Origin of the sequence: Pseudomonas vranovensis DSM 16006 (assembly GCF_000425805.1) — a bacterium.
GTDB classification, from domain to species: Bacteria; Pseudomonadota; Gammaproteobacteria; order Pseudomonadales; family Pseudomonadaceae; genus Aquipseudomonas; species Aquipseudomonas vranovensis.
Map to the genome: position 1 here is coordinate 101277 of NZ_AUED01000021.1, position 17459 is coordinate 118735.

Sequence of the window (17459 nt, forward strand, 5' to 3'; positions counted from 1 at the left end):
GACAAACCGCCTGCTTTATTCGGAGGGCACGTATTCTACAACTTCCAGATCGAATCCGGATATCGCATTGAACTTCATTGGCGAACTCATCAGGCGCATTTTGCGTACGCCCAGGTCGCGCAGAATCTGCGAACCGGCACCGACGGTGCTGTAGGTGGTCGGGGTTTTGGCCTGGGAAGCCTCGGCGCTTTCGCGGATATGCGCCAGCAGCACATCGCCATCGAGCGGATGGCCGAGCAGCAGCACGACACCGCTGCCGGCCTCTGCCACCGCGCTCATGGCAGCGCGCAGGCTCCAGCGGCCCGGTTGCTTGACCATCAGCAGGTCGCGCAGCGGGTCCATGTTGTGTACCCGGACCAGGGTCGGCTCTTCGGCGCAGATGTTGCCCAGGGTCAGGGCCATGTGGACGTCGCCTTCAACCGAATCACGGTAGGTGACCAGGTTGAAATGACCCAGTTCGCTGTCCAGCGGCTGCTCGGAAACCCGCTGAACGGTACGTTCATGGATCATCCGGTAGTGGATCAGGTCGGCAATGGTGCCGATCTTGATGTTGTGCTCGGCGGCGAAGGCTTCGAGTTCCGGGCGACGGGACATGGTGCCGTCGTCGTTCATCACTTCACAGATCACACCGCTAGCTTCGAACCCGGCCATGCGCGCCAGGTCGCAGGCAGCTTCGGTGTGGCCGGCACGGGCCAGGGTACCGCCAGGCTGGGCCATCAGCGGGAAGATGTGGCCAGGGCTGACGATGTCTTCGGCCTTGGCGTCGCGCGCGGCGGCCGCTTGCACGGTGCGCGCACGATCAGCGGCGGAAATACCGGTGGTCACGCCTTCGGCGGCTTCGATCGAGACGGTGAACTTGGTGCCGAAGCCCGAGCCATTGCGCGGCGCCATCAGCGGCAGCTTGAGCGTTTCGCAACGCTCGCGTGACATCGGCATGCAGATCAAGCCACGGGCGTGCTTGGCCATGAAGTTGATGTGCTCGGCCTTGCAGCACTCGGCGGCCATGATCAGGTCGCCTTCGTTCTCGCGGTCTTCGTCATCCATGAGGATGACCATTTTGCCCTGGCGGATGTCTTCTACCAGTTCTTCGATGCTGTTGAGCGCCACGCGGCACCCCCTTTCAAATCAGGATTTCAGGTAGCCGTTGGCGGCCAGGAAACTTTCGGTGATGCCACCGGCACTCGGCTCGGCAGCTTTGTTACCCAGCAGCAAACGCTCCAGGTAACGGGCCAGCAGGTCGACCTCAAGGTTTACCCGACGACCTGGACGGTAGTCGGCCATGATGGTTTCGGCCAGGGTGTGCGGGACGATGGTCAGCTCGAACTCGGCGCCATCGACAACGTTCACAGTCAGGCTGGTGCCATCGACCGTGATCGAGCCCTTGTGGGCGATGTATTTGGCCAGCTCCTTCGGCGCACGGATGCGGAACTGGATGGCGCGGGCGTTATCGCTGCGCGAGACCACTTCACCGACGCCGTCGACGTGACCGCTGACCAGGTGACCGCCCAGGCGGGTGGTCGGTGTCAGGGCCTTTTCCAGGTTGACCCGGCTGCCGCTTTTCAGGTCGTCGAACGCGGTGCAGTCCAGGGTTTCGCGGCTGACGTCAGCCCAGAAACCATCGCCTGGCAGTTCGACTGCCGTCAGGCATACGCCATTGACGGCAATGCTGTCGCCGAGCTTGACGTCGCCCAGGTCGAGCTTGCCGGTTTCGACATACACCCGCACATCACCGCCCTTAGGGGTGAGCGAACGGATGCTGCCAATCGATTCGATGATGCCGGTGAACATGAAGTCCTCCTCGGGAACGGGGCTGCGCGTGGCGCTAGCCGCAAATTATACGCCGGGCGCGGGTTTCGGCACTGCAGTGACTCGCCAGTCATCGCCTACTGCGCGCATTTCGGTAATTTTCAAGGGCGTCGCTTCGTTCATGTGGTCCAGCGGCAGCTCCAACAACGGCCGGGCACTGGAGCCGAGGAACTTGGCGGCGACAAAAATCTGGTACTCGTCGATCAGGCCGCGCTGGGCGAAGGCCCCGACCAGGCCGGCACCGGCTTCGAGCAGTATTTCATTGACGCCACGGGCCGCCAGCTCACGCAGCAATGCCGGCAGGTCGACCTGGTCACCCTCGCCCGGCAGGCTGAGCAGCTCATGGCCAGCTTCGGCGTAGCGCGGATCGTCTGCCGCCGCCGTCACTACCAGGGCAGGGCCTGCCTTGAAGAACGGCGCGTCCAGCGGCAGGCGCAGGCGCCCGTCGATCAATACACGCAAAGGTAGGCGCGCCAGGGCCAGGGCGGTGGTGTGTTCATCCAGCCCCAACTCGTCACCGCGCACGGTCATCCGCGCATTGTCGGCCAGCACGCTCTGGGCACTGGTCAGCACCACGCTGGACCGGGCACGCAGGCGCTGCACCGCTGAGCGGGCAGCGGGGCCGGTGATCCACTGGCTTTCACCATTGGCCATGGCGGTGCGTCCATCCAGGCTCATCGCAAGCTTGGCGCGCACAAACGGCAAGCCGGCTTCCATACGCTTGAGAAAGCCGGGATTCAGCGCCCGCGCCTCAGCCTCCAGCACGCCGCTGGCCACCTCGATACCCACGTCGGCCAAGCGCTTGAGCCCCTGCCCCGCCACTTGCGGATTGGGGTCCTGCATGGCGGCAACCACCCGTGCCACGCCCGCCTTGACCAGCGCCTCGGCACAGGGCGGCGTGCGCCCGTGGTGGCTGCAGGGTTCAAGGGTCACGTAGGCGCAGGCGCCGCGGGCTCGTTCACCGGCCTGGCGCAGGGCATGAACTTCGGCATGGGGTTCGCCGGCACGTACATGCCAGCCCTCGCCGATAATCTGGCCGTCGCGAACAATCACGCAGCCCACGCGCGGGTTGGGGTGGGTCGAGTACAGGCCCTTGCGGGCCAGTTCCAGGGCTCGGGCCATGTAATAGGCATCGAGTACCGCGCGTTCGCTGGACATGCTCACTCTTTAGCCGGCACACGGGCCAGGCGGTCGATTTCTTCACGGAACTCGTTGAGGTCCTGGAAACGCCGGTAGACGGAAGCAAAGCGGATATAGGCGACTTCATCGAGCTTTTGCAGCTCGGCCATGACCAGCTCGCCGACAACCAGTGACTTGATCTCGCGCTCGCCGGTGGCCCGTAGCTTGTGCTTGATGTGCGCCAGCGCCGCTTCCAGGCGCTCGACGCTGACCGGGCGTTTTTCCAGGGCGCGCTGCATTCCGGCACGCAGCTTTTCTTCGTCGAAGGGCTGGCGGCTGCCGTCTTGCTTGATCAGCCGGGGCAGTACCAGTTCGGCGGTTTCGAAGGTGGTGAAGCGCTCACCGCAGGCCACGCATTCGCGCCGACGGCGCACTTGCTCGCCCTCGGCGACCAGTCGCGAGTCGATGACCTTGGTGTCGTTGGCACCGCAGAAGGGACAGTGCATGGTGGCAGGCAACAAAAAAAGGGAGGGCCATGGTAGCGCATCCCACTGGCAAGACAAGCCAAAGGGGTTACCATCCACTGAGGAAATACACCGCGAAGGAATTCCCCATGTCATTTCGAGCGCTCGTTGTGCTCAGTTGTGCCGCCTTGCTGGTGGCCTGCAGCAGCGATAAACCCCAACCTGCCCCGGCACCGAAAGCCCCGGTGGCCAGCAAGACCAAAGAACTTGGCCCCTTGCCTGCCTACCAACGCGAACTGAGCGGCACCCTGCTCAACATTCCGGCCGGCGCCGAAGTCGAACTGGCGCTACTGGTCATTGACGATCGCGGCCGCCCACAACGCCTGCTGGCCAATAGCACCTTGAATGGCAATGGCCTGGACCTGCCCTACCAATTGCGCTTCAACCCCGAGGCCTTCCCCGCTGGGGCCCGGGTCGAGTTGCGGGGTCGCGCCAGCAAGTCCGGGCAACTGATCCTGCACCTGCCGCCGGTACGCATCTCCCAGGCCCAGACCCAGGCCACCGGCCCGCTGCGCTTCGAAAAGGCGCCATGATGGCACCTGCTCCCCTGCAACATGCCCTCGGCGAACTGCTCGGTGACGCCCGCCTGGTGGTCAGCGAGCTGCCTGAATGCACGCTGAAGCTTTGGCTGATCGACGCGCAGAATATGGACCGCGCGTTCAGCCCCGAAGAAACCCGGCGCATCCTCCACGAGCCACCTTACTGGAGCTTTTGCTGGGCCAGCGGCTTGGCAATGGCCCGCTACCTGGCCAAGCACCCCGAGTGGGTTGCCGGTAAGCGGGTGCTGGATTTCGGGGCCGGCTCAGGTATCGCCGGTATTGCCGCAGCACAGGCCGGTGCGCTGGAAGTGGTGGCCTGTGACCTGGACCCGCTGGCGCTGGATGCCTGCCGGGCCAATGCCGCCCTCAACGGCGTGGAGCTGAGCTATTCCAGCGATTTTTTCCAGGAAGCCGACCGCTTCGACCTGATTCTGGTGGCGGATGTGCTCTATGACCGGGCCAACCTGCCACTGCTCGATGCGTTCCTCAGCCGTGGCCGCCAGGCACTGGTGGCAGACTCGCGCGTGCGGGACTTCAGCCACCCCCTGTACCAGCCGCTGGGCGTACTCGAAGCCCTGACCTTGCCAGACCTGGCCGAGCCCCACGAATTCCGCCGGGTCAGCCTGTACCACGCCAGCCGCTGAGCCTTATAGTGATGCCATTCACCGATTTTCGAGAGTTGTGATGAGCCAAGACACCCCCTACGTTTTCGATACCACCGCTGCCGATTTCGATCAGTTGGTGATCGCCAACTCCCACCACAAACCGGTGCTGGTGGATTTCTGGGCCGAGTGGTGCGCGCCGTGCAAGGCGCTGATGCCGTTGCTTGCGCAAATCACCGAGAGCTATCAGGGCGAGCTGCTGCTGGCCAAGGTCAACTGCGACATCGAGCAGGACATCGTCGCCCGCTTTGGCATTCGCAGCCTGCCGACCGTGGTGCTGTTCAAGGACGGCCAACCGGTTGACGGTTTTGCCGGCGCGCAACCCGAGTCAGCCATTCGCGCCTTGCTCGAACCCCATGTACAAATGCCGCCACCGGCCGCAGCTGACCCGCTGGAGCAAGCCCAGGCACTTTTTGCCGAGGGTCGATTCAGTGAAGCCGAAGCCACCCTCAAGGCCTTGCTCGGTGAAGACAACAGCAATGCCGGCGCACTGATCCTGTATGCCCGTTGCCTGGCCGAACGCGGCGAGCTGGGTGAAGCCCAGACCGTGCTCGATGCGGTCAAGAGCGATGAGCACAAGGCGGACTTGGCGGGCGCCAAGGCTCAACTGACTTTCCTGCGCCAGGCTACCAGCCTGCCGGAAGTCGCTGACCTGAAGGCACGGCTGGCGCAGAACGGCGAGGATGATGAAGCGGCCTACCAGCTGTGCATCAAGCAGCTGTCGCGCCAGCAGTACGAAGCGGCGCTGGACGGCTTGCTGAAGCTGTTTACCCGTAACCGTGGCTATGAGGGCGGGCTGCCGCACAAGACGCTGCTGCAGGTGTTCGACCTGCTGGGCAATGATCATCCGCTGGTGGGAACTTACCGTCGCAAGTTGTTTGCGGCGCTGTATTGAGAGCCACATCGCGGGGCTGCCCCGCGATAAGATTCACCCGACCCAGTGATACACCGGCGCATCCGCGCCGCTTTCCACCTTCACCTCGGCGCTGTGGCGCAAGCGCACCAGCAAGCGCTTGCCCGCCGCGGTATTCCCCGCCAGCCCTTCGAGGTGCTCAAGCAGCGCCGGCCCATTGAGTTGCCCCGCCTTGCGCAGCACATCCCGCGCCGCCTGCCACAGGGCATCATCCGGGCGAGCGCTGGGCACCGAGGCGACTGCAGCCACCGTGGCCAGCGGTGCCACCGCCGTCAGTTGGCCACCCAACTGCGCCCACTCAGACGGCTCCAGCTCCAGGGTCAGATCCACTGGCCAGTCGCCGATATGTCCACGAATTCGCACGGTCTTTTCCTCTGCACATTAACGGGCTCCATGCTCCCACGCTGACGACCTGTCGCCAAGCACGCTGGCATCCACGGAACAAGTTGTTATAACATCACAAAATCAACCCCGTGCTCTCGTGGAGTCTTGCCCATGCTTCGTCTGCTGCTTGCCTTGCCGTTCGCTTTACTTCCCCTGGCCGTTGCCCATGCCCATGACGACCACGATCACGATCACGACCATGATCACGCCCACGGCAGCCTCGCCGCGCATGAGCACGGGGTTGCCCGACTCAATGCAGTACTCGACGGCAAGACACTGGAGATTGAGTTGCAAAGCCCGGCGATGAATCTGGTCGGCTTTGAACACGCCGCCGGCAGCGCTGCCGACAAGGCCAAGGTTGCCGCCGCACGCGCCCAACTGGAAAAGCCCCTGGCGTTGTTTGCCCTGCCCAAGGCGGCCAACTGCAGCGAATCCGAACAGGCGCTGGAAAGCCCCTTGTTCGGGGACAGGCCGGCAGTTGACGACGATGGTGAGGCGCACAAGGCCGGTCACAGTGAGATCCACGCGCACTACCAACTCAACTGCGAGAAGCCCGGCGACCTCACGGGCCTGGACCTGAGCCCGCTGTTCAAAGCCTTCCCCGCCACCCAGAAAATTCAGCTACAACTGATCGGACCCAACGGCCAGCAGGGTGTCGAAGCGACCCCGGCCAACGCCTCGATCACATTCTGACAGCCCTTTTGCAGCGAAGCGCCCGGGGTAACCCGGGCGTTCATTTATGAGCCAGGCACTGATTGAACTGACCGACCTGGGCTTTGCCTGGCCGGGCCAAGCCCCTCTTCTGGATATCCCCGCACTACGCCTCGAGGCCGGTGAATCACTGTTTCTCAAAGGCCCGAGCGGTAGCGGTAAAACTACCCTGCTCGGGTTGCTCGGCGGCGTGCAAAAGCCCGACCGCGGCACGATCCGCCTGCTGGGCCAGGACTTGGGCGAATTGAAGCTGGCCGCTCGCGATCGGTTTCGGGTTGACCACACCGGCTACATTTTCCAGCAGTTCAACCTGCTGCCGTTTCTGTCGGTGCGGGAAAACGTCGAGCTGCCGTGCCGCTTCTCCCGCAGCCGTGCGCAACGCGCCTGTGAGCGCCACGGCAGCATCGACCAGGCCGCAGCCACCCTCCTCTCCCATCTGGGCTTGAAAGACCCGGCCCTGCTGGCTAGGCGCGCCGACAGCCTGTCTATCGGCCAGCAGCAACGGGTGGCCGCCGCCCGTGCACTGATCGGCCAACCGGAGCTGGTGATCGCCGACGAGCCCACCTCGGCCCTGGATGCCGACACCCGTGAAGCCTTCATTCGCCTGTTGTTCACCGAATGCCGGGAGGCGGGTTCCAGCCTGCTGTTCGTCAGTCACGACCAGAGCCTGGCCCCGCTGTTCGATCGCCAGCTGTCACTGGCCGAACTCAACCGCGCGGCCGTTGCGGCCAATGATCTGGAGGCCTGATGTACCTGCTTCATCTTGCCCTGGCGAGCCTCGCCAACCGCCGCTTCACCGCCTTCCTCACCGCCTTCGCCATCGCTCTTTCGGTGTGCCTGCTGCTGGCCGTGGAGCGCGTACGCACCGAGGCCCGCGCCAGCTTTGCCAGCACCATCAGCGGCACCGACCTGATCGTTGGCGCCCGTTCGGGATCCGTGAATCTGCTGCTGTATTCGGTGTTCCGTATCGGCAATGCCACCAACAACATTCGTTGGGACAGCTACGAGCACTACGCCAACGACAAACGCGTGAAATGGGCCATTCCCGTCTCGCTCGGTGACTCTCATCGCGGCTACCGGGTCATGGGTACCACCGCCAGTTACTTCGAGCATTACCAGTACGGCCGCAGGCAGAATCTGCAGTTGGCCCAGGGCCGAGCCTTCGCGACCGACCCCTTCGAAGTGGTACTGGGCGCCGAAGTCGCCGAAGCGCTGCACTACCAGCTCGGTGACAAACTGGTTTTGGCCCACGGAGTGGCCGCCATCAGCCTGGTCAAGCACGACGACAAGCCGTTCACCGTGGTCGGCGTACTGCAACGCACCGGCACTCCGGTCGACCGCACCCTGCACATCAGCCTGGGCGGCATGGAAGCGATCCACATCGACTGGCACAACGGAGTACCGGCCCGTGGTGCTGGCAAGATCAGCGCCGAGCAGGCGCGCAATATGGACCTTGAACCGGCTGCCATCACCGCGTTCATGCTGGGCCTGAACAACAAGATCGCCACATTCAGCCTGCAGCGCGAGATCAACGAATATCGCAACGAGCCACTGCTGGCGATCCTGCCCGGGGTCGCCCTGCAGGAACTCTGGAGCCTGATGGGCACCGCAGAGCAGGCGCTGTTCGTGGTCTCGTTATTTGTAGTCCTGACCGGCCTGATCGGTATGCTCACGGCGATTCTTACCAGCCTGAACGAGCGGCGCCGGGAAATGGCCATTCTGCGTTCGGTGGGTGCCCGCCCGTGGCATATTGCCGGGCTGCTGGTGCTTGAGGCGTTGGCACTGGCGGTAGCCGGAATCGCTGCCGGCCTGGGCTTGCTGTACCTGGGCATAGCTCTGGCCCAAGGCTATGTGCAAGCCAACTATGGGCTGTTCCTGCCACTGGCCTGGCCCAGCGCGCACGAATGGGCCCTGCTGGGGGTTATTCTGGGCGCCGCGCTGCTGATGGGCAGCGTGCCGGCCTGGCGTGCCTACCGGCAGTCGTTGGCCGATGGCCTGTCCATTCACCTGTGAGACTCACGATGCCACGCTTACTGCTTTCCCTTTTGCTGCTGGTGGCCACACCCTTGTGGGCCAAAGAGCCACGTACCCTGGAATGGTCGCAACTGATTCCAACCGGTGCGCCGGTGATCCAGCCGCAGATGGCGCCCATGCATGACCTCTCGCAGTTGGGCGATGCGCTGGCGGCCGAGTCCGCGCCGCCCGCCCACCAGCAATCGCCGAACGCCCCGGTGGTCAAGGCCCTGGATGGGGAGCAGGTGAAGCTGCCCGGCTATATCGTACCGCTGGAAGTCAGCGAAGAAGGCCGCACTACCGAGTTCCTCCTGGTGCCCTACTACGGCGCCTGCATCCACGTGCCGCCGCCGCCGTCGAACCAGATAGTGCATATCGTCAGCGAGATGGGCGTGCGCATAGAGGACCTGTATCAACCCTACTGGATCGAAGGGCGGATGCAGGTGAAGAGCACCAGCAGCGAATTGGCCGATGCTGGCTACCAGATGGCCGCGGAGAAAATCTACGCCTATGAACTGGAGTAAATGCCCCACAGCACGGTGTTGACGCTTTCATTGAGCTACGTCAAATCGCCATTCCTGCGGTTCTTTACCATTGGACCCATTCAATTCTAAACGTCCTTTGGGAGCTTCCATGAACAAGTCCTTGCTCAGCGCCTCGCTCATTGCCCTGGCGCTCGCAGCCCCTGTTGCCCACGCCCACCAGGCTGGCGACTTCATCCTGCGTGCCGGCGCCATCACCACCGCTCCCAACGAGAACAGCGGTGATATCAAGCTCGACGGCACCAAGATGTCCGGCACCAAGGCAACCCTGGACAGCGATACCCAACTGGGCCTGGCATTCGCCTACATGCTGACCGACCACATTGGTCTGGAACTGCTGGCTGCCACCCCGTTCCAGCACACAGTTGGCGTCAAGGGCCTGGGCGCAGGCCTGGACGGCAAGCTTGGCGACATCAAGCAACTGCCACCGACCCTGTCGCTGCAGTACTACCCGCTGGAGCCTACCTCGAAGTTCCAGCCATACGCCGGTATCGGTCTGAACTACACCATGTTCTTTGACGAAGACCTGAGCAGCAACCGCAAGGCCCAGGGCTTCAGCAACATGAAGCTCAAGGATTCGGTTGGCCTGGCCGGCCAGTTGGGCATGGACTACATGATCACCGACAACATCCTGGTCAACGCTGCAGTCTGGTATATCGACATCGACACCAAGGCCACCATCGACGGCCCGAGCGCCCTGGGTGTGGGCAAGACCAAGGTCGACGTCGATGTCGATCCGTGGGTCTACATGGTGGGTGTGGGTTACAAGTTCTGAGTCGACTTCAATGTGAATCGCGGGGCAAGCCCGCTCCTACCAGTAAGGTGGGAGCAGACTTGCCCCGCGATGCATTCAACGCCCCAACAACCGCGCCAGCCCTTGGGCAAAGGGTGTCGGCTCGGCAAAGTCGAACCGCGCCAGCAAACGCTGGTTGTTGGCCCGCGAATGACGGATATCCCCGGCCCGCGCAGGCCCATGGCTGATCGGCGGCAAATCGCCCAGTATCGACTTCAACGCTGACAGCAACTGGTTGAGTGACGTGGCCTGGCTCAGGCCGATGTTCACGGCCCCTTCCTGCACTTGCTGCAACTCCAGCGCCTGAACCATCACCTTGATCAGATCCCCCACGTAGACAAAGTCGCGGGTCTGCTCGCCATCACCGAAGAGGGTAATCGGCTGCCCGCCCAGGGCACGCTCGCAGAAGATGCTGATCACGCCCGAATACGGCGATGACGGGTCCTGGCGTGGGCCAAAGATATTGAAGAAGCGAAACACCACCGGCTCCAGGCCGTGCTCACGGCGGTAGAAGTCCAGGTATTGCTCGCTGGCAAGCTTGTCCACGGCATAGGGCGTCAGCGGCGCCTTGGGCGTGTCTTCATCGATTGCCAGGCCTTCGCCATTGTTGCCATACACCGCAGCGCTGGAGGCGAACAGCACCCGCTTGATGCCATTGATGCGCATGGCCTCGCAGACATTCAAGGTACCGATGAAGTTGCTCTGGTGGGTTTTCACCGGATCTTCGACCGACGCTTGCACCGAGGCCACCGCCGCCAGGTGAACAACCGCCTGGCAACCTGCCGCTACGCGCTTGACCAGCGCGGCATCGGCCACATCGCCTTCGATCAGTTCAAGGCGTGGGTTACCCAGTTGCAGGTTGGCAGGCTTGCCGGTGGACAGATCATCGAGGATGCGCACCGCGTAGCCTTTTCCCAGCAACGCGTCGCTCAGGTGAGAGCCAATGAAACCGGCACCACCGGTGATCAGAATGGGGGCATCAGCCATGGCGGTAGAATCGATCCAGTAGGGGCGGCAAACCGGCGCGCCAGGCGCGTGGCTTGATACCGAAAGTATGCAGGATTTTCTTGCAGGCCAGCACCGCATGCTGCGGCTCTTCGCTGGCATCAGGCCGCGCGGCATGGGCCTGCGCGGTTGGCTCGGTGACGGCCAGTTTGTGCAACTGCGACGCCTCGCTGAGGATCGCCTGCCCCAGCCCCAGCGGCGTAGTGGCCTCGTTGCCGGCGTAATGGTAGGTACCCCACAGCGGCGCGGCACAATCGAGCTGCTTGAGCACCGAAAGAATCACGCGCGCAGCGTCGTCCACCGGGGTCGGATTGCCGCGACGGTCGTCGGCCAGCAGTAGCTCCTGGGGTTGCTCGGCGCGGGTCAGGAAGCGTCCGAGCACGCCATCGATGCTCTCGTCGAGCAGCCAGCCAAAGCGCAGCAGTACGTGCTGCGGACACGTCGCACGAACGCTCTGCTCGATCCGCCACAGCGCCTGGCCGCGCAGGCCCAGGGGTACGGGTTCGTCTTTTTCGCTGTACGCCGTGGCGCGCGAGCCATCGAATACCCGGTAGCTCGACGGCTGCACCAGAATGATGTTGTGGTGCTGACACAGCTCGGCCAGGCGCTCCACCGAGCGCTCCTGCAGCGCCAGGCGTTGTTCGCTGACCGACTCTGCCTGGAACCAGTCGAAGTAATAGGCCAGGTTCACCAGGGCGTCGGGGCGGGTGTCGTCCAGCAACTGGGTCAGGCTGGCCGGGTCCCATCCCTGGTCGGGCGGGCGCGGCGCCAGAAAGCCGATATCTTCCTCGGCCCCGAGTCGAATCAGCGCTTGCCCAAGGGCATTTCCACCACCCAACAGCATCAGGCGCATTCGCATAGAGTCAGCAGGTCCGGTCAGATAATTGAGGGCAATGGCACATTTTGCGTTTTCCGGCTGGGAAAGTCTAACGCTGGCCCTTTACAACACTATGGTGTGTGCATTGAGTTCAATGCATTCGATATCCGGGGCATTTCGGTCCTAGACTGATCACGCCATGGCTCGATACCGGCGACCCACTTGGCAATTGGCTGCATCTTCAGTTCAACGAGGCGGTTTCCATGCAACTCGACACGATGTCAACGATACGCTCTACCTGGCAATACGATGAACCCAGTCCCGGGACAGAGCACTTCATCACCGAGTCCTTCGACACCTATCAGCAACAGGCCCGGCTGCTGCTCCCCGACGTGGAGCGGGCGCCGCCGCTGTTCGTCGTCGGTGGAGCTCGCTCGGACTTCACCCGCCTCAATCCCTTGCTCTACCGGCTACAAGCGCTGGGTATCGGTTCGCTGACCGCCAATCTGTCGGGGCACAGCCTTGCCAGCGAGCCGGGTGCGTTCGAGCCTTCGCTGGGCACCAACCGCGAGGAGGCCTTGCGCTTTCACCGGCACATTGCACCCCGCTGCCAGACCGTGGTCGGCCACAGCCTGGGGGCCTCCATTGCCTTGAAACTGGCAGCGCAACAGCCGGCTGTGGATAAGTTGATCCTCATCTGTCCTGCCGTGTATCCGGACAACGCTCACGATGCGCCCTTTGGCCCGGCCTTCAAGGCCGCGATCAGCAAGCCCTACGGATTTCTGGACTGCGACAGCTTTGAATTCCTGCGTCAGTTCCCGGGGCGTGTGCTGTTGGTGATGGGCGAGTATGACGGGCTCAACTCCCAGGTCCACGGCCAAGGTGCCGGGACGTCGGCCGGGACGCTGTGGCTGGCGGGCGCACAGCGCTATAGCCCGATTCCGGAAGAGGTCACCCGTGCGTTGCTCAAATCGGTCCCCCCTCCGCATCTGGAGTGTCTGTTGCTCTCGGACTGCGATCACGGCATTGCGGCACATTTGCGTGAAACGCCCGGGGTAGCCGACCAGGTGGCGCAGACCGTTGCAGAGTTCGTCCTCGACGGCAGGTGATCCATCCGTCTCGAATCGCACGTTGCCGAGGGAAAAATGGCGGAAGGCAGCGGGAGTCGAACCTGCCCGGGAACGGCTGCCGTCCCCAACCGGGTTTGAAGCCCGGCCGCGCCACCGGGCGCGATTGCCTTCCTTGAACTCAGTGTCCTGGCGATTGTGCCAGGGCATTGTCCGCACGAACCTGACGCCGATCACCCAGCCGGCGCGTCAGGCCGATACGATCAAAATACTCCAGCACCTGAATACTGCGCTTGCGGCCGATACCCAACACGTCGCGAAAGGCCGTCACCTGTACCACCGGATCGTCGCTGGCCAGTTGCAAGAGCATAGACGCCATTTGTCGGATAGTGGCCTCAGGATAGAACAGATCGCGCACCACCTGGTGGACTTGCCCCAAACGCGCCAGCTTGCGCAGCAACATGCGAACTTCGGGTTCATCCACTGCTAGCGCCTTGGCCAGGTCGCGTACCCACGGTGGGTCGAACTGCCCTTGTTCGAGCAGCGGCTGCAGTCGTTGCCACAGCAGGGTATCGGTATCGCTCAGGCGCACCTGGTGCTCGGGCAGGTGCAGCCAGGGCCCATTGCCAATGATCGCACCGCCAGCAAGCAACTCGTCGAGCAAACTGATGAAGGTCGGTCGCTCCAACGGCAGCGCGACAAAGCGACGTAGACGGTCACGATCAGGGCCAAGCTGGTCGGGCTCCTGTTCATGAAACAGCGCCAGTTGCTCCAGCACCGCCCGCTTCAGCGACTGCCAGCGCAGCTGGGTAAACAGCAGCGGCCCCTGGCGGGTGGCGATGACCTGCACCTCTGGCGGCAATTTCCAGCTACTGCGCAGGCGGTTGAACTGCCGCTCCAGGTGCTGCGGATCGAGCCCCGCTTCATCGTTGGCCAGCAGTGCCGGCAGGGCCTGCTCCAAGCTGTCGACGCAGGCCAATGCCCGCAACTGCGCCAACCGAGCATCACTACGACGCTGGCGCGCCGGGGCGAAAGGATCAAGGACCTTGCCACCGCCGAGGGTTCGTTGCGCGCTGTGGTCACGCAGCACCAAGCGATCGCCATGCACTGCCTGCAACGGCGCGTTGAGCTGCAACTGGGCAAACATGCGCCCGCCAGGCAGCAGTTGCTCGCCTTGCAACAGAGCCACCCGAGCGGTGACGTCCTGGGTGCCCAAATGCACATGTACCGGACTGAAGTGCGTGAAGCTGCGGATTTCACCCGGTAGCAGCCGCATTTCGATGTCCACGCGCTGGGTCGGCCCGTATAGCCATTCGGCAAGCAGCCAGTCACCCCGGTGAACATGCTCGAGGGCCAGGCGTTCGGCGCTGATGTTGAGCGCTACCCGTTGCCCGGCCCAGGCTTCGCTCACTGCCTGGTTCTGGGCATGCAGTCCGCGCACCCGTACCGGCTTGCCGGCCTTGCCCAATGCCAAGGTATCGCCCAATTGCACTTGCCCTGCCAGCGCCGTACCGGTGACCACGATGCCAGCCCCGGCCACGGCAAAGGCGCGGTCGATGGCCAGGCGAAAGCCACCCCGCCGCCCCCGCTCACATACTTCTCCCTGGGCCTTGAGCAACGCCAGGCGCAGGGCATCGACGCCCTCGCCGGTCATGCTGGACAGCGCAAACTGTGCCGCACCGGCATAAGGCCCGGCGGTGAGCAAGACACCGACCTGCGCCTGGACCTCCTTGATCCGCTGGGGCTCGACCCGGTCGCATTTGCTGATCGCGACCAACGCCCTGGGTATGCCCAGCAGTTCGACAATGGCCAGGTGCTCGCGGGTCTGCGGCATCACCCCGTCATCGGCGGCCACCACCAGCAGCACCAGGTCAATTCCCTGGGCGCCAGCGAGCATGTTGTGGATGAATCGCTCATGCCCCGGCACATCGATAAAGCCGGTCAACGGTGCGCCGGACTCGAGCGACGCGTAGCGGTAGCCCAGGTCGATGGTCATGCCCCGCTCGCGCTCCTCACGGCGATGATCCCCAGCCTGGCCGGTCAGGGCTTCGAGCAAGGACGTCTTGCCGTGGTCGATGTGCCCGGCAGTGCCAACGATCACCCGGAAACCTCCGTCCATTGCAATGTGGGCAACTGCGCCAGCCAACCCGGCTCGTCATCGAGTTGGCGCACGTCGAGCCACAACGCATCGTCATCGATACGTCCGAGCACCGGAATCGGCAGCATTCGCAAGGTTTGCTCCAGGCCCTGCAAGCAGCGACCGCGCAAGCGCCGGGACACCTGCGGGCGCAAGCACAGCGCGGCGCTGGGCAGGCGTGCGACCGGCTGACTGCCGCTCCCGATCATACTCAAGGCCGGCACCGCCATGACCTGCCATTGCTGACCCAACTGTTGCGCCAGCACAGGTGCAAGGCGCTCGGCCTGGGCGAGAATTTCGCTCTGGGGACGGGTCAGCAGGCGCAGGCTGGGCAGACGCTCAGCCAGCAGGTCAGGATTGCGGTATAGGCCCAGCACCGCCTCCAGCGCGGCGAGGGTCATCTTGTCGACGCGCAGGGCACGCTTGAGCGGGTTTTTCTTGATGCGGGCAATCAGTTCCTTGCGGCCCACAATGATCCCGGCCTGAGGACCGCCGAGCAGTTTGTCGCCGCTGAAGGTAACGATATCGGCGCCGTCGGCCAGGGCCTGGCGTACCGTGGGCTCGGCCGGCAAGCCCCAACGGGTGAGGTCGAGCAGGCTGCCACTGCCCAGGTCTTCGAGCAACGGCAATCCGTGCTGGTGAGCCAGTTGCGCAAGTGCGGCAGTCGGTACCTGCGTGGTAAAGCCCTGGATGCTGTAGTTGCTGCAATGCACCCGCATCAACAAGCCACTGCGCGGGCCAATGGCTGCTTCATAGTCGCGGGCATGAGTGCGGTTGGTGGTACCGACTTCGTGCAGCTTTACCCCGGCCCGGGCCATGATGTCGGGAATACGGAAGGCGCCACCGATCTCGATCAACTCGCCGCGAGAAATGATGCCTTCCTTGCGTGCCCCCAGGCTATTGAGCGCCAGCAGCACGGCTGCTGCGTTGTTATTGACCACGGTGACGGCCTCGGCGCCGGTCAGTTCGCGGATCAAACCCTCGATGAGGTCGTCGCGATCGCCACGCTTACCGGTCGCCAGGTCGAACTCGAGATTCAGTGGATAACGGGCGGCCATCTGCACGGCCTCGATGGCCTCTTCGGGCAGGAGCGCCCGGCCCAGGTTGGTGTGCAGGACCGTACCGGTAAGGTTGAACACCCGTCGCACCTGGCTGCGGTGCTGGCTCGCCAGGCGTTCGCCGGCGCGACCTGCCAACACGGGAATGGCCAGTTCGGCGGCATCCAGTTGTCCCAGACGGGTAGGTTCGCGCAGGTCATCGAGCAACTGGCGCAAGGTAGCCAGCACAGCATCACGACCGTAGCGATCAATCAACGACTGGCTGGCGGGGTGTTGCAGCAAGGTGTCGATGGAGGGCAGACGGGCGGGAAACGTGGCGAGATTGGAGGGCATTCGGAGGACTACCTTCAACGAGACTTTGGCTGGGTATGTCTATCGCGGGGCAAGCCCGCTCCTACCGTAGGAGCGGGCTTGCCCCGCGATGAGTGTAGACGCTTGCCTCACTCCCCTCCCGGCGCCAGCATCAGGTTCGGCGCCAGCCGTTGATAGCCCTCCTCGTCCAGGCGTATGTCCAGGGCCAGGCTGGCGAGGTCCGCCGACAGCGCTTCCGCCGCGGCGTCGTTTTCCAGGTAGATCTGCTTGAGGTAGCGTTTGCAGCCCGGACAGCATTCGGCACGCAGGGGGGCCTTGCCAGCAGCGTAGCGATCATCCTCCAGGTTGAAGTATTCAAGCCCCTTGCTCTGCTCGCAATACACGCACTTGACCCGTACCACATGCCACTCGCAGGCACACAGCGAACACACCAGGTAGCGCAGGCCATTGTGCTTGCCACGGTGGCGGATTACCCCGGCCATGGCCGGCGATCCACAAGCCGGGCACTGGCAGAGGCTGTCGCCCGGCTTGAGTTCGGTGCCAGGCAAGTTCAGCAGCCAATGGTTCCAGGCCGCTTGCAGGGCTGCGCCCAAGAACGGCACCAGCGCCGCTGGCACTGCGCTGTATTGCCCGGTCAACAAGGCGATGCCCCAGAGTTTGCGCTGCTCGTCACGGGCTTCGCGCAGGGTGTTGATAGCGGCTATCAGCTGCGCGGCAGCCGGCATCGGGTACCGTTCAAGCAAGGCGTTCAGATACGCCAGCCAATGCCCTTCGCGTACCAGGCTGTCGGCAGCCAATGGCGGCAGGCCGTGCTCCAGGCATAAGCGCTGGCGCTCGCTGTACTGCGGCGTGGGCAAAGGTGGGTTGTCGAGCAGGTCTTGCTGAACGCGGCAAAGGCTGGCGATCAGTTGCAGGTAGTCGCCCAGTGCGTTGCCTTGGACCAAGGCATCCAGGCGTTCGGCGCGCAACGCGAACAGGTTTGCAGGTGGCAGGTAGAGAAACGGCGGCGCGCTGGCCGCCGCTTCAATTTGCCCAGGTTCCAGAATGGTACTCAAGG

The 17459-nt window shown here is 63.6% G+C and carries 19 protein-coding genes and 1 tRNA gene; 9 read left to right on the plus strand and 11 right to left on the minus strand.

From position 1 onward, the window contains the following. Positions 1-15: 15 nt before the first annotated feature. Genes ribBA through nrdR form a run of 4 tightly spaced genes read right to left on the minus strand, consistent with a single transcriptional unit; the run spans position 16 to position 3431 of the window. Positions 16-1107 (minus strand): bifunctional 3,4-dihydroxy-2-butanone-4-phosphate synthase/GTP cyclohydrolase II, encoded by a 1092-nt coding sequence (ribBA, locus tag H621_RS0116325; RefSeq protein ID WP_028944447.1) that lies wholly within the window; start codon positions 1105-1107, stop codon positions 16-18. Between the two features lie 18 nt (positions 1108-1125). Then, entirely contained in the window at positions 1126-1788 is a 663-nt protein-coding gene (locus H621_RS0116330) for a riboflavin synthase (protein WP_028944448.1), read from the minus strand. Between the two features lie 45 nt (positions 1789-1833). Continuing rightward, positions 1834-2964: a bifunctional diaminohydroxyphosphoribosylaminopyrimidine deaminase/5-amino-6-(5-phosphoribosylamino)uracil reductase RibD gene (gene ribD / locus H621_RS0116335; RefSeq protein ID WP_028944449.1), complete on the minus strand. Its 1131-nt coding sequence runs from the start codon at positions 2962-2964 to the stop codon at positions 1834-1836. Positions 2965-2966: 2 nt separating this feature from the next. After that, positions 2967-3431, minus strand: coding sequence for a transcriptional regulator NrdR (gene nrdR, locus H621_RS0116340; RefSeq protein ID WP_010222838.1), 465 nt, complete (start codon positions 3429-3431; stop codon positions 2967-2969). 107 nt (positions 3432-3538) lie between these two features. Here nrdR and H621_RS0116345 point away from each other — a divergent pair, with 107 nt between their 5' ends. From H621_RS0116345 to trxA, 3 genes are read left to right on the plus strand one after another with little or no spacing between them, the layout of a single operon-like run. After that, the gene (locus H621_RS0116345) at positions 3539-3982 is read left to right on the plus strand and encodes a hypothetical protein (protein ID WP_028944450.1); all 444 of its coding nucleotides are present in this window, start codon (positions 3539-3541) and stop codon (positions 3980-3982) included. Next, positions 3982-4632 carry a class I SAM-dependent methyltransferase gene (locus tag H621_RS0116350; protein WP_028944451.1) on the plus strand — a complete coding sequence of 217 codons (651 nt, stop codon included), beginning with the start codon at positions 3982-3984 and terminating at the stop codon, positions 4630-4632. The genes H621_RS0116345 and H621_RS0116350 overlap by 1 nt, the downstream gene beginning before the upstream one ends. 40 nt (positions 4633-4672) lie before the next feature. After that, entirely contained in the window at positions 4673-5545 is an 873-nt protein-coding gene (gene trxA / locus H621_RS0116355; protein ID WP_028944452.1) for a thioredoxin, read from the plus strand. 33 nt (positions 5546-5578) lie between these two features. Here the strand turns inward: trxA and H621_RS0116360 are convergent, their stop codons facing one another. Next, on the minus strand, positions 5579-5926 hold the full coding sequence (locus H621_RS0116360) for a hypothetical protein (RefSeq protein ID WP_028944453.1): 348 nt from the start codon (positions 5924-5926) through the stop codon (positions 5579-5581). A 132-nt stretch (positions 5927-6058) separates the two neighbouring features. On the opposite strand from H621_RS0116360, the gene H621_RS0116365 reads away from it, so the two are divergent. The 5 genes from H621_RS0116365 (at position 6059) to H621_RS0116385 (ending at position 9988) form a co-directional block, all read left to right on the plus strand. Beyond that, complete coding sequence (locus H621_RS0116365; protein WP_028944454.1) at positions 6059-6640, plus strand: DUF2796 domain-containing protein; 582 nt, start codon at positions 6059-6061, stop codon at positions 6638-6640. Positions 6641-6686: 46 nt separating this feature from the next. After that, positions 6687-7406 carry an ABC transporter ATP-binding protein gene (locus tag H621_RS0116370; RefSeq protein ID WP_028944455.1) on the plus strand — a complete coding sequence of 240 codons (720 nt, stop codon included), beginning with the start codon at positions 6687-6689 and terminating at the stop codon, positions 7404-7406. Further along, positions 7406-8671, plus strand: a complete 1266-nt coding sequence (locus H621_RS0116375; protein WP_028944456.1) for an ABC transporter permease — start codon at positions 7406-7408, stop codon at positions 8669-8671. The genes H621_RS0116370 and H621_RS0116375 overlap by 1 nt, the downstream gene beginning before the upstream one ends. A gap of 8 nt (positions 8672-8679) precedes the next feature. Beyond that, positions 8680-9195, plus strand: coding sequence for a DUF3299 domain-containing protein (locus H621_RS0116380; RefSeq protein WP_028944457.1), 516 nt, complete (start codon positions 8680-8682; stop codon positions 9193-9195). A 109-nt stretch (positions 9196-9304) separates the two neighbouring features. After that, complete coding sequence (locus tag H621_RS0116385; RefSeq protein ID WP_028944458.1) at positions 9305-9988, plus strand: OmpW/AlkL family protein; 684 nt, start codon at positions 9305-9307, stop codon at positions 9986-9988. A gap of 75 nt (positions 9989-10063) precedes the next feature. On the opposite strand, the gene H621_RS0116390 is transcribed toward H621_RS0116385, so the two are convergent. After that, on the minus strand, positions 10064-10993 hold the full coding sequence (locus tag H621_RS0116390; RefSeq protein WP_028944459.1) for an NAD-dependent epimerase/dehydratase family protein: 930 nt from the start codon (positions 10991-10993) through the stop codon (positions 10064-10066). Further along, positions 10986-11870, minus strand: coding sequence for a sugar nucleotide-binding protein (locus H621_RS0116395; RefSeq protein ID WP_028944460.1), 885 nt, complete (start codon positions 11868-11870; stop codon positions 10986-10988). Before H621_RS0116395 ends, H621_RS0116390 begins: the two co-directional genes overlap by 8 nt. 221 nt (positions 11871-12091) lie before the next feature. Here H621_RS0116395 and H621_RS0116400 point away from each other — a divergent pair, with 221 nt between their 5' ends. Continuing rightward, a complete protein-coding gene (locus H621_RS0116400; RefSeq protein ID WP_028944461.1) occupies positions 12092-12937 on the plus strand; it encodes an alpha/beta hydrolase in 846 nt (281 codons plus the stop codon). A gap of 37 nt (positions 12938-12974) precedes the next feature. Here the strand turns inward: H621_RS0116400 and H621_RS0116405 are convergent. The 4 genes from H621_RS0116405 to fdhE all read right to left on the minus strand — a co-directional run bounded on the left by H621_RS0116405 (position 12975) and on the right by fdhE (position 17457). Further along, positions 12975-13070: transfer RNA gene (locus H621_RS0116405), tRNA-Sec, on the minus strand. A 6-nt stretch (positions 13071-13076) separates the two neighbouring features. After that, entirely contained in the window at positions 13077-14996 is a 1920-nt protein-coding gene (gene selB, locus H621_RS0116410; RefSeq protein ID WP_028944462.1) for a selenocysteine-specific translation elongation factor, read from the minus strand. Further along, entirely contained in the window at positions 14993-16423 is a 1431-nt protein-coding gene (gene selA / locus H621_RS0116415; protein WP_028944463.1) for an L-seryl-tRNA(Sec) selenium transferase, read from the minus strand. The genes selB and selA overlap by 4 nt, the downstream gene beginning before the upstream one ends. A 107-nt stretch (positions 16424-16530) precedes the next feature. After that, positions 16531-17457 (minus strand): formate dehydrogenase accessory protein FdhE, encoded by a 927-nt coding sequence (gene fdhE, locus H621_RS0116420; RefSeq protein WP_028944464.1) that lies wholly within the window; start codon positions 17455-17457, stop codon positions 16531-16533. Positions 17458-17459: the final 2 nt, after the last annotated feature.

Coding starts and splice junctions, on each gene's coding strand:
- H621_RS0116330 (WP_028944448.1), bottom strand. CDS start 1,788: ATGTTCACCGGCATCATCGAATCGATTGGCAGCATCCGTTCGCTCACC.
- ribD (WP_028944449.1), bottom strand. CDS start 2,964: ATGTCCAGCGAACGCGCGGTACTCGATGCCTATTACATGGCCCGAGCC.
- nrdR (WP_010222838.1), bottom strand. CDS start 3,431: ATGCACTGTCCCTTCTGCGGTGCCAACGACACCAAGGTCATCGACTCG.
- H621_RS0116345 (WP_028944450.1), top strand. CDS start 3,539: ATGTCATTTCGAGCGCTCGTTGTGCTCAGTTGTGCCGCCTTGCTGGTG.
- H621_RS0116350 (WP_028944451.1), top strand. CDS start 3,982: ATGGCACCTGCTCCCCTGCAACATGCCCTCGGCGAACTGCTCGGTGAC.
- trxA (WP_028944452.1), top strand. CDS start 4,673: ATGAGCCAAGACACCCCCTACGTTTTCGATACCACCGCTGCCGATTTC.
- H621_RS0116365 (WP_028944454.1), top strand. CDS start 6,059: ATGCTTCGTCTGCTGCTTGCCTTGCCGTTCGCTTTACTTCCCCTGGCC.
- H621_RS0116370 (WP_028944455.1), top strand. CDS start 6,687: ATGAGCCAGGCACTGATTGAACTGACCGACCTGGGCTTTGCCTGGCCG.
- H621_RS0116375 (WP_028944456.1), top strand. CDS start 7,406: ATGTACCTGCTTCATCTTGCCCTGGCGAGCCTCGCCAACCGCCGCTTC.
- H621_RS0116380 (WP_028944457.1), top strand. CDS start 8,680: ATGCCACGCTTACTGCTTTCCCTTTTGCTGCTGGTGGCCACACCCTTG.
- H621_RS0116385 (WP_028944458.1), top strand. CDS start 9,305: ATGAACAAGTCCTTGCTCAGCGCCTCGCTCATTGCCCTGGCGCTCGCA.
- H621_RS0116390 (WP_028944459.1), bottom strand. CDS start 10,993: ATGGCTGATGCCCCCATTCTGATCACCGGTGGTGCCGGTTTCATTGGC.
- H621_RS0116395 (WP_028944460.1), bottom strand. CDS start 11,870: ATGCGAATGCGCCTGATGCTGTTGGGTGGTGGAAATGCCCTTGGGCAA.
- H621_RS0116400 (WP_028944461.1), top strand. CDS start 12,092: ATGCAACTCGACACGATGTCAACGATACGCTCTACCTGGCAATACGAT.
- selA (WP_028944463.1), bottom strand. CDS start 16,423: ATGCCCTCCAATCTCGCCACGTTTCCCGCCCGTCTGCCCTCCATCGAC.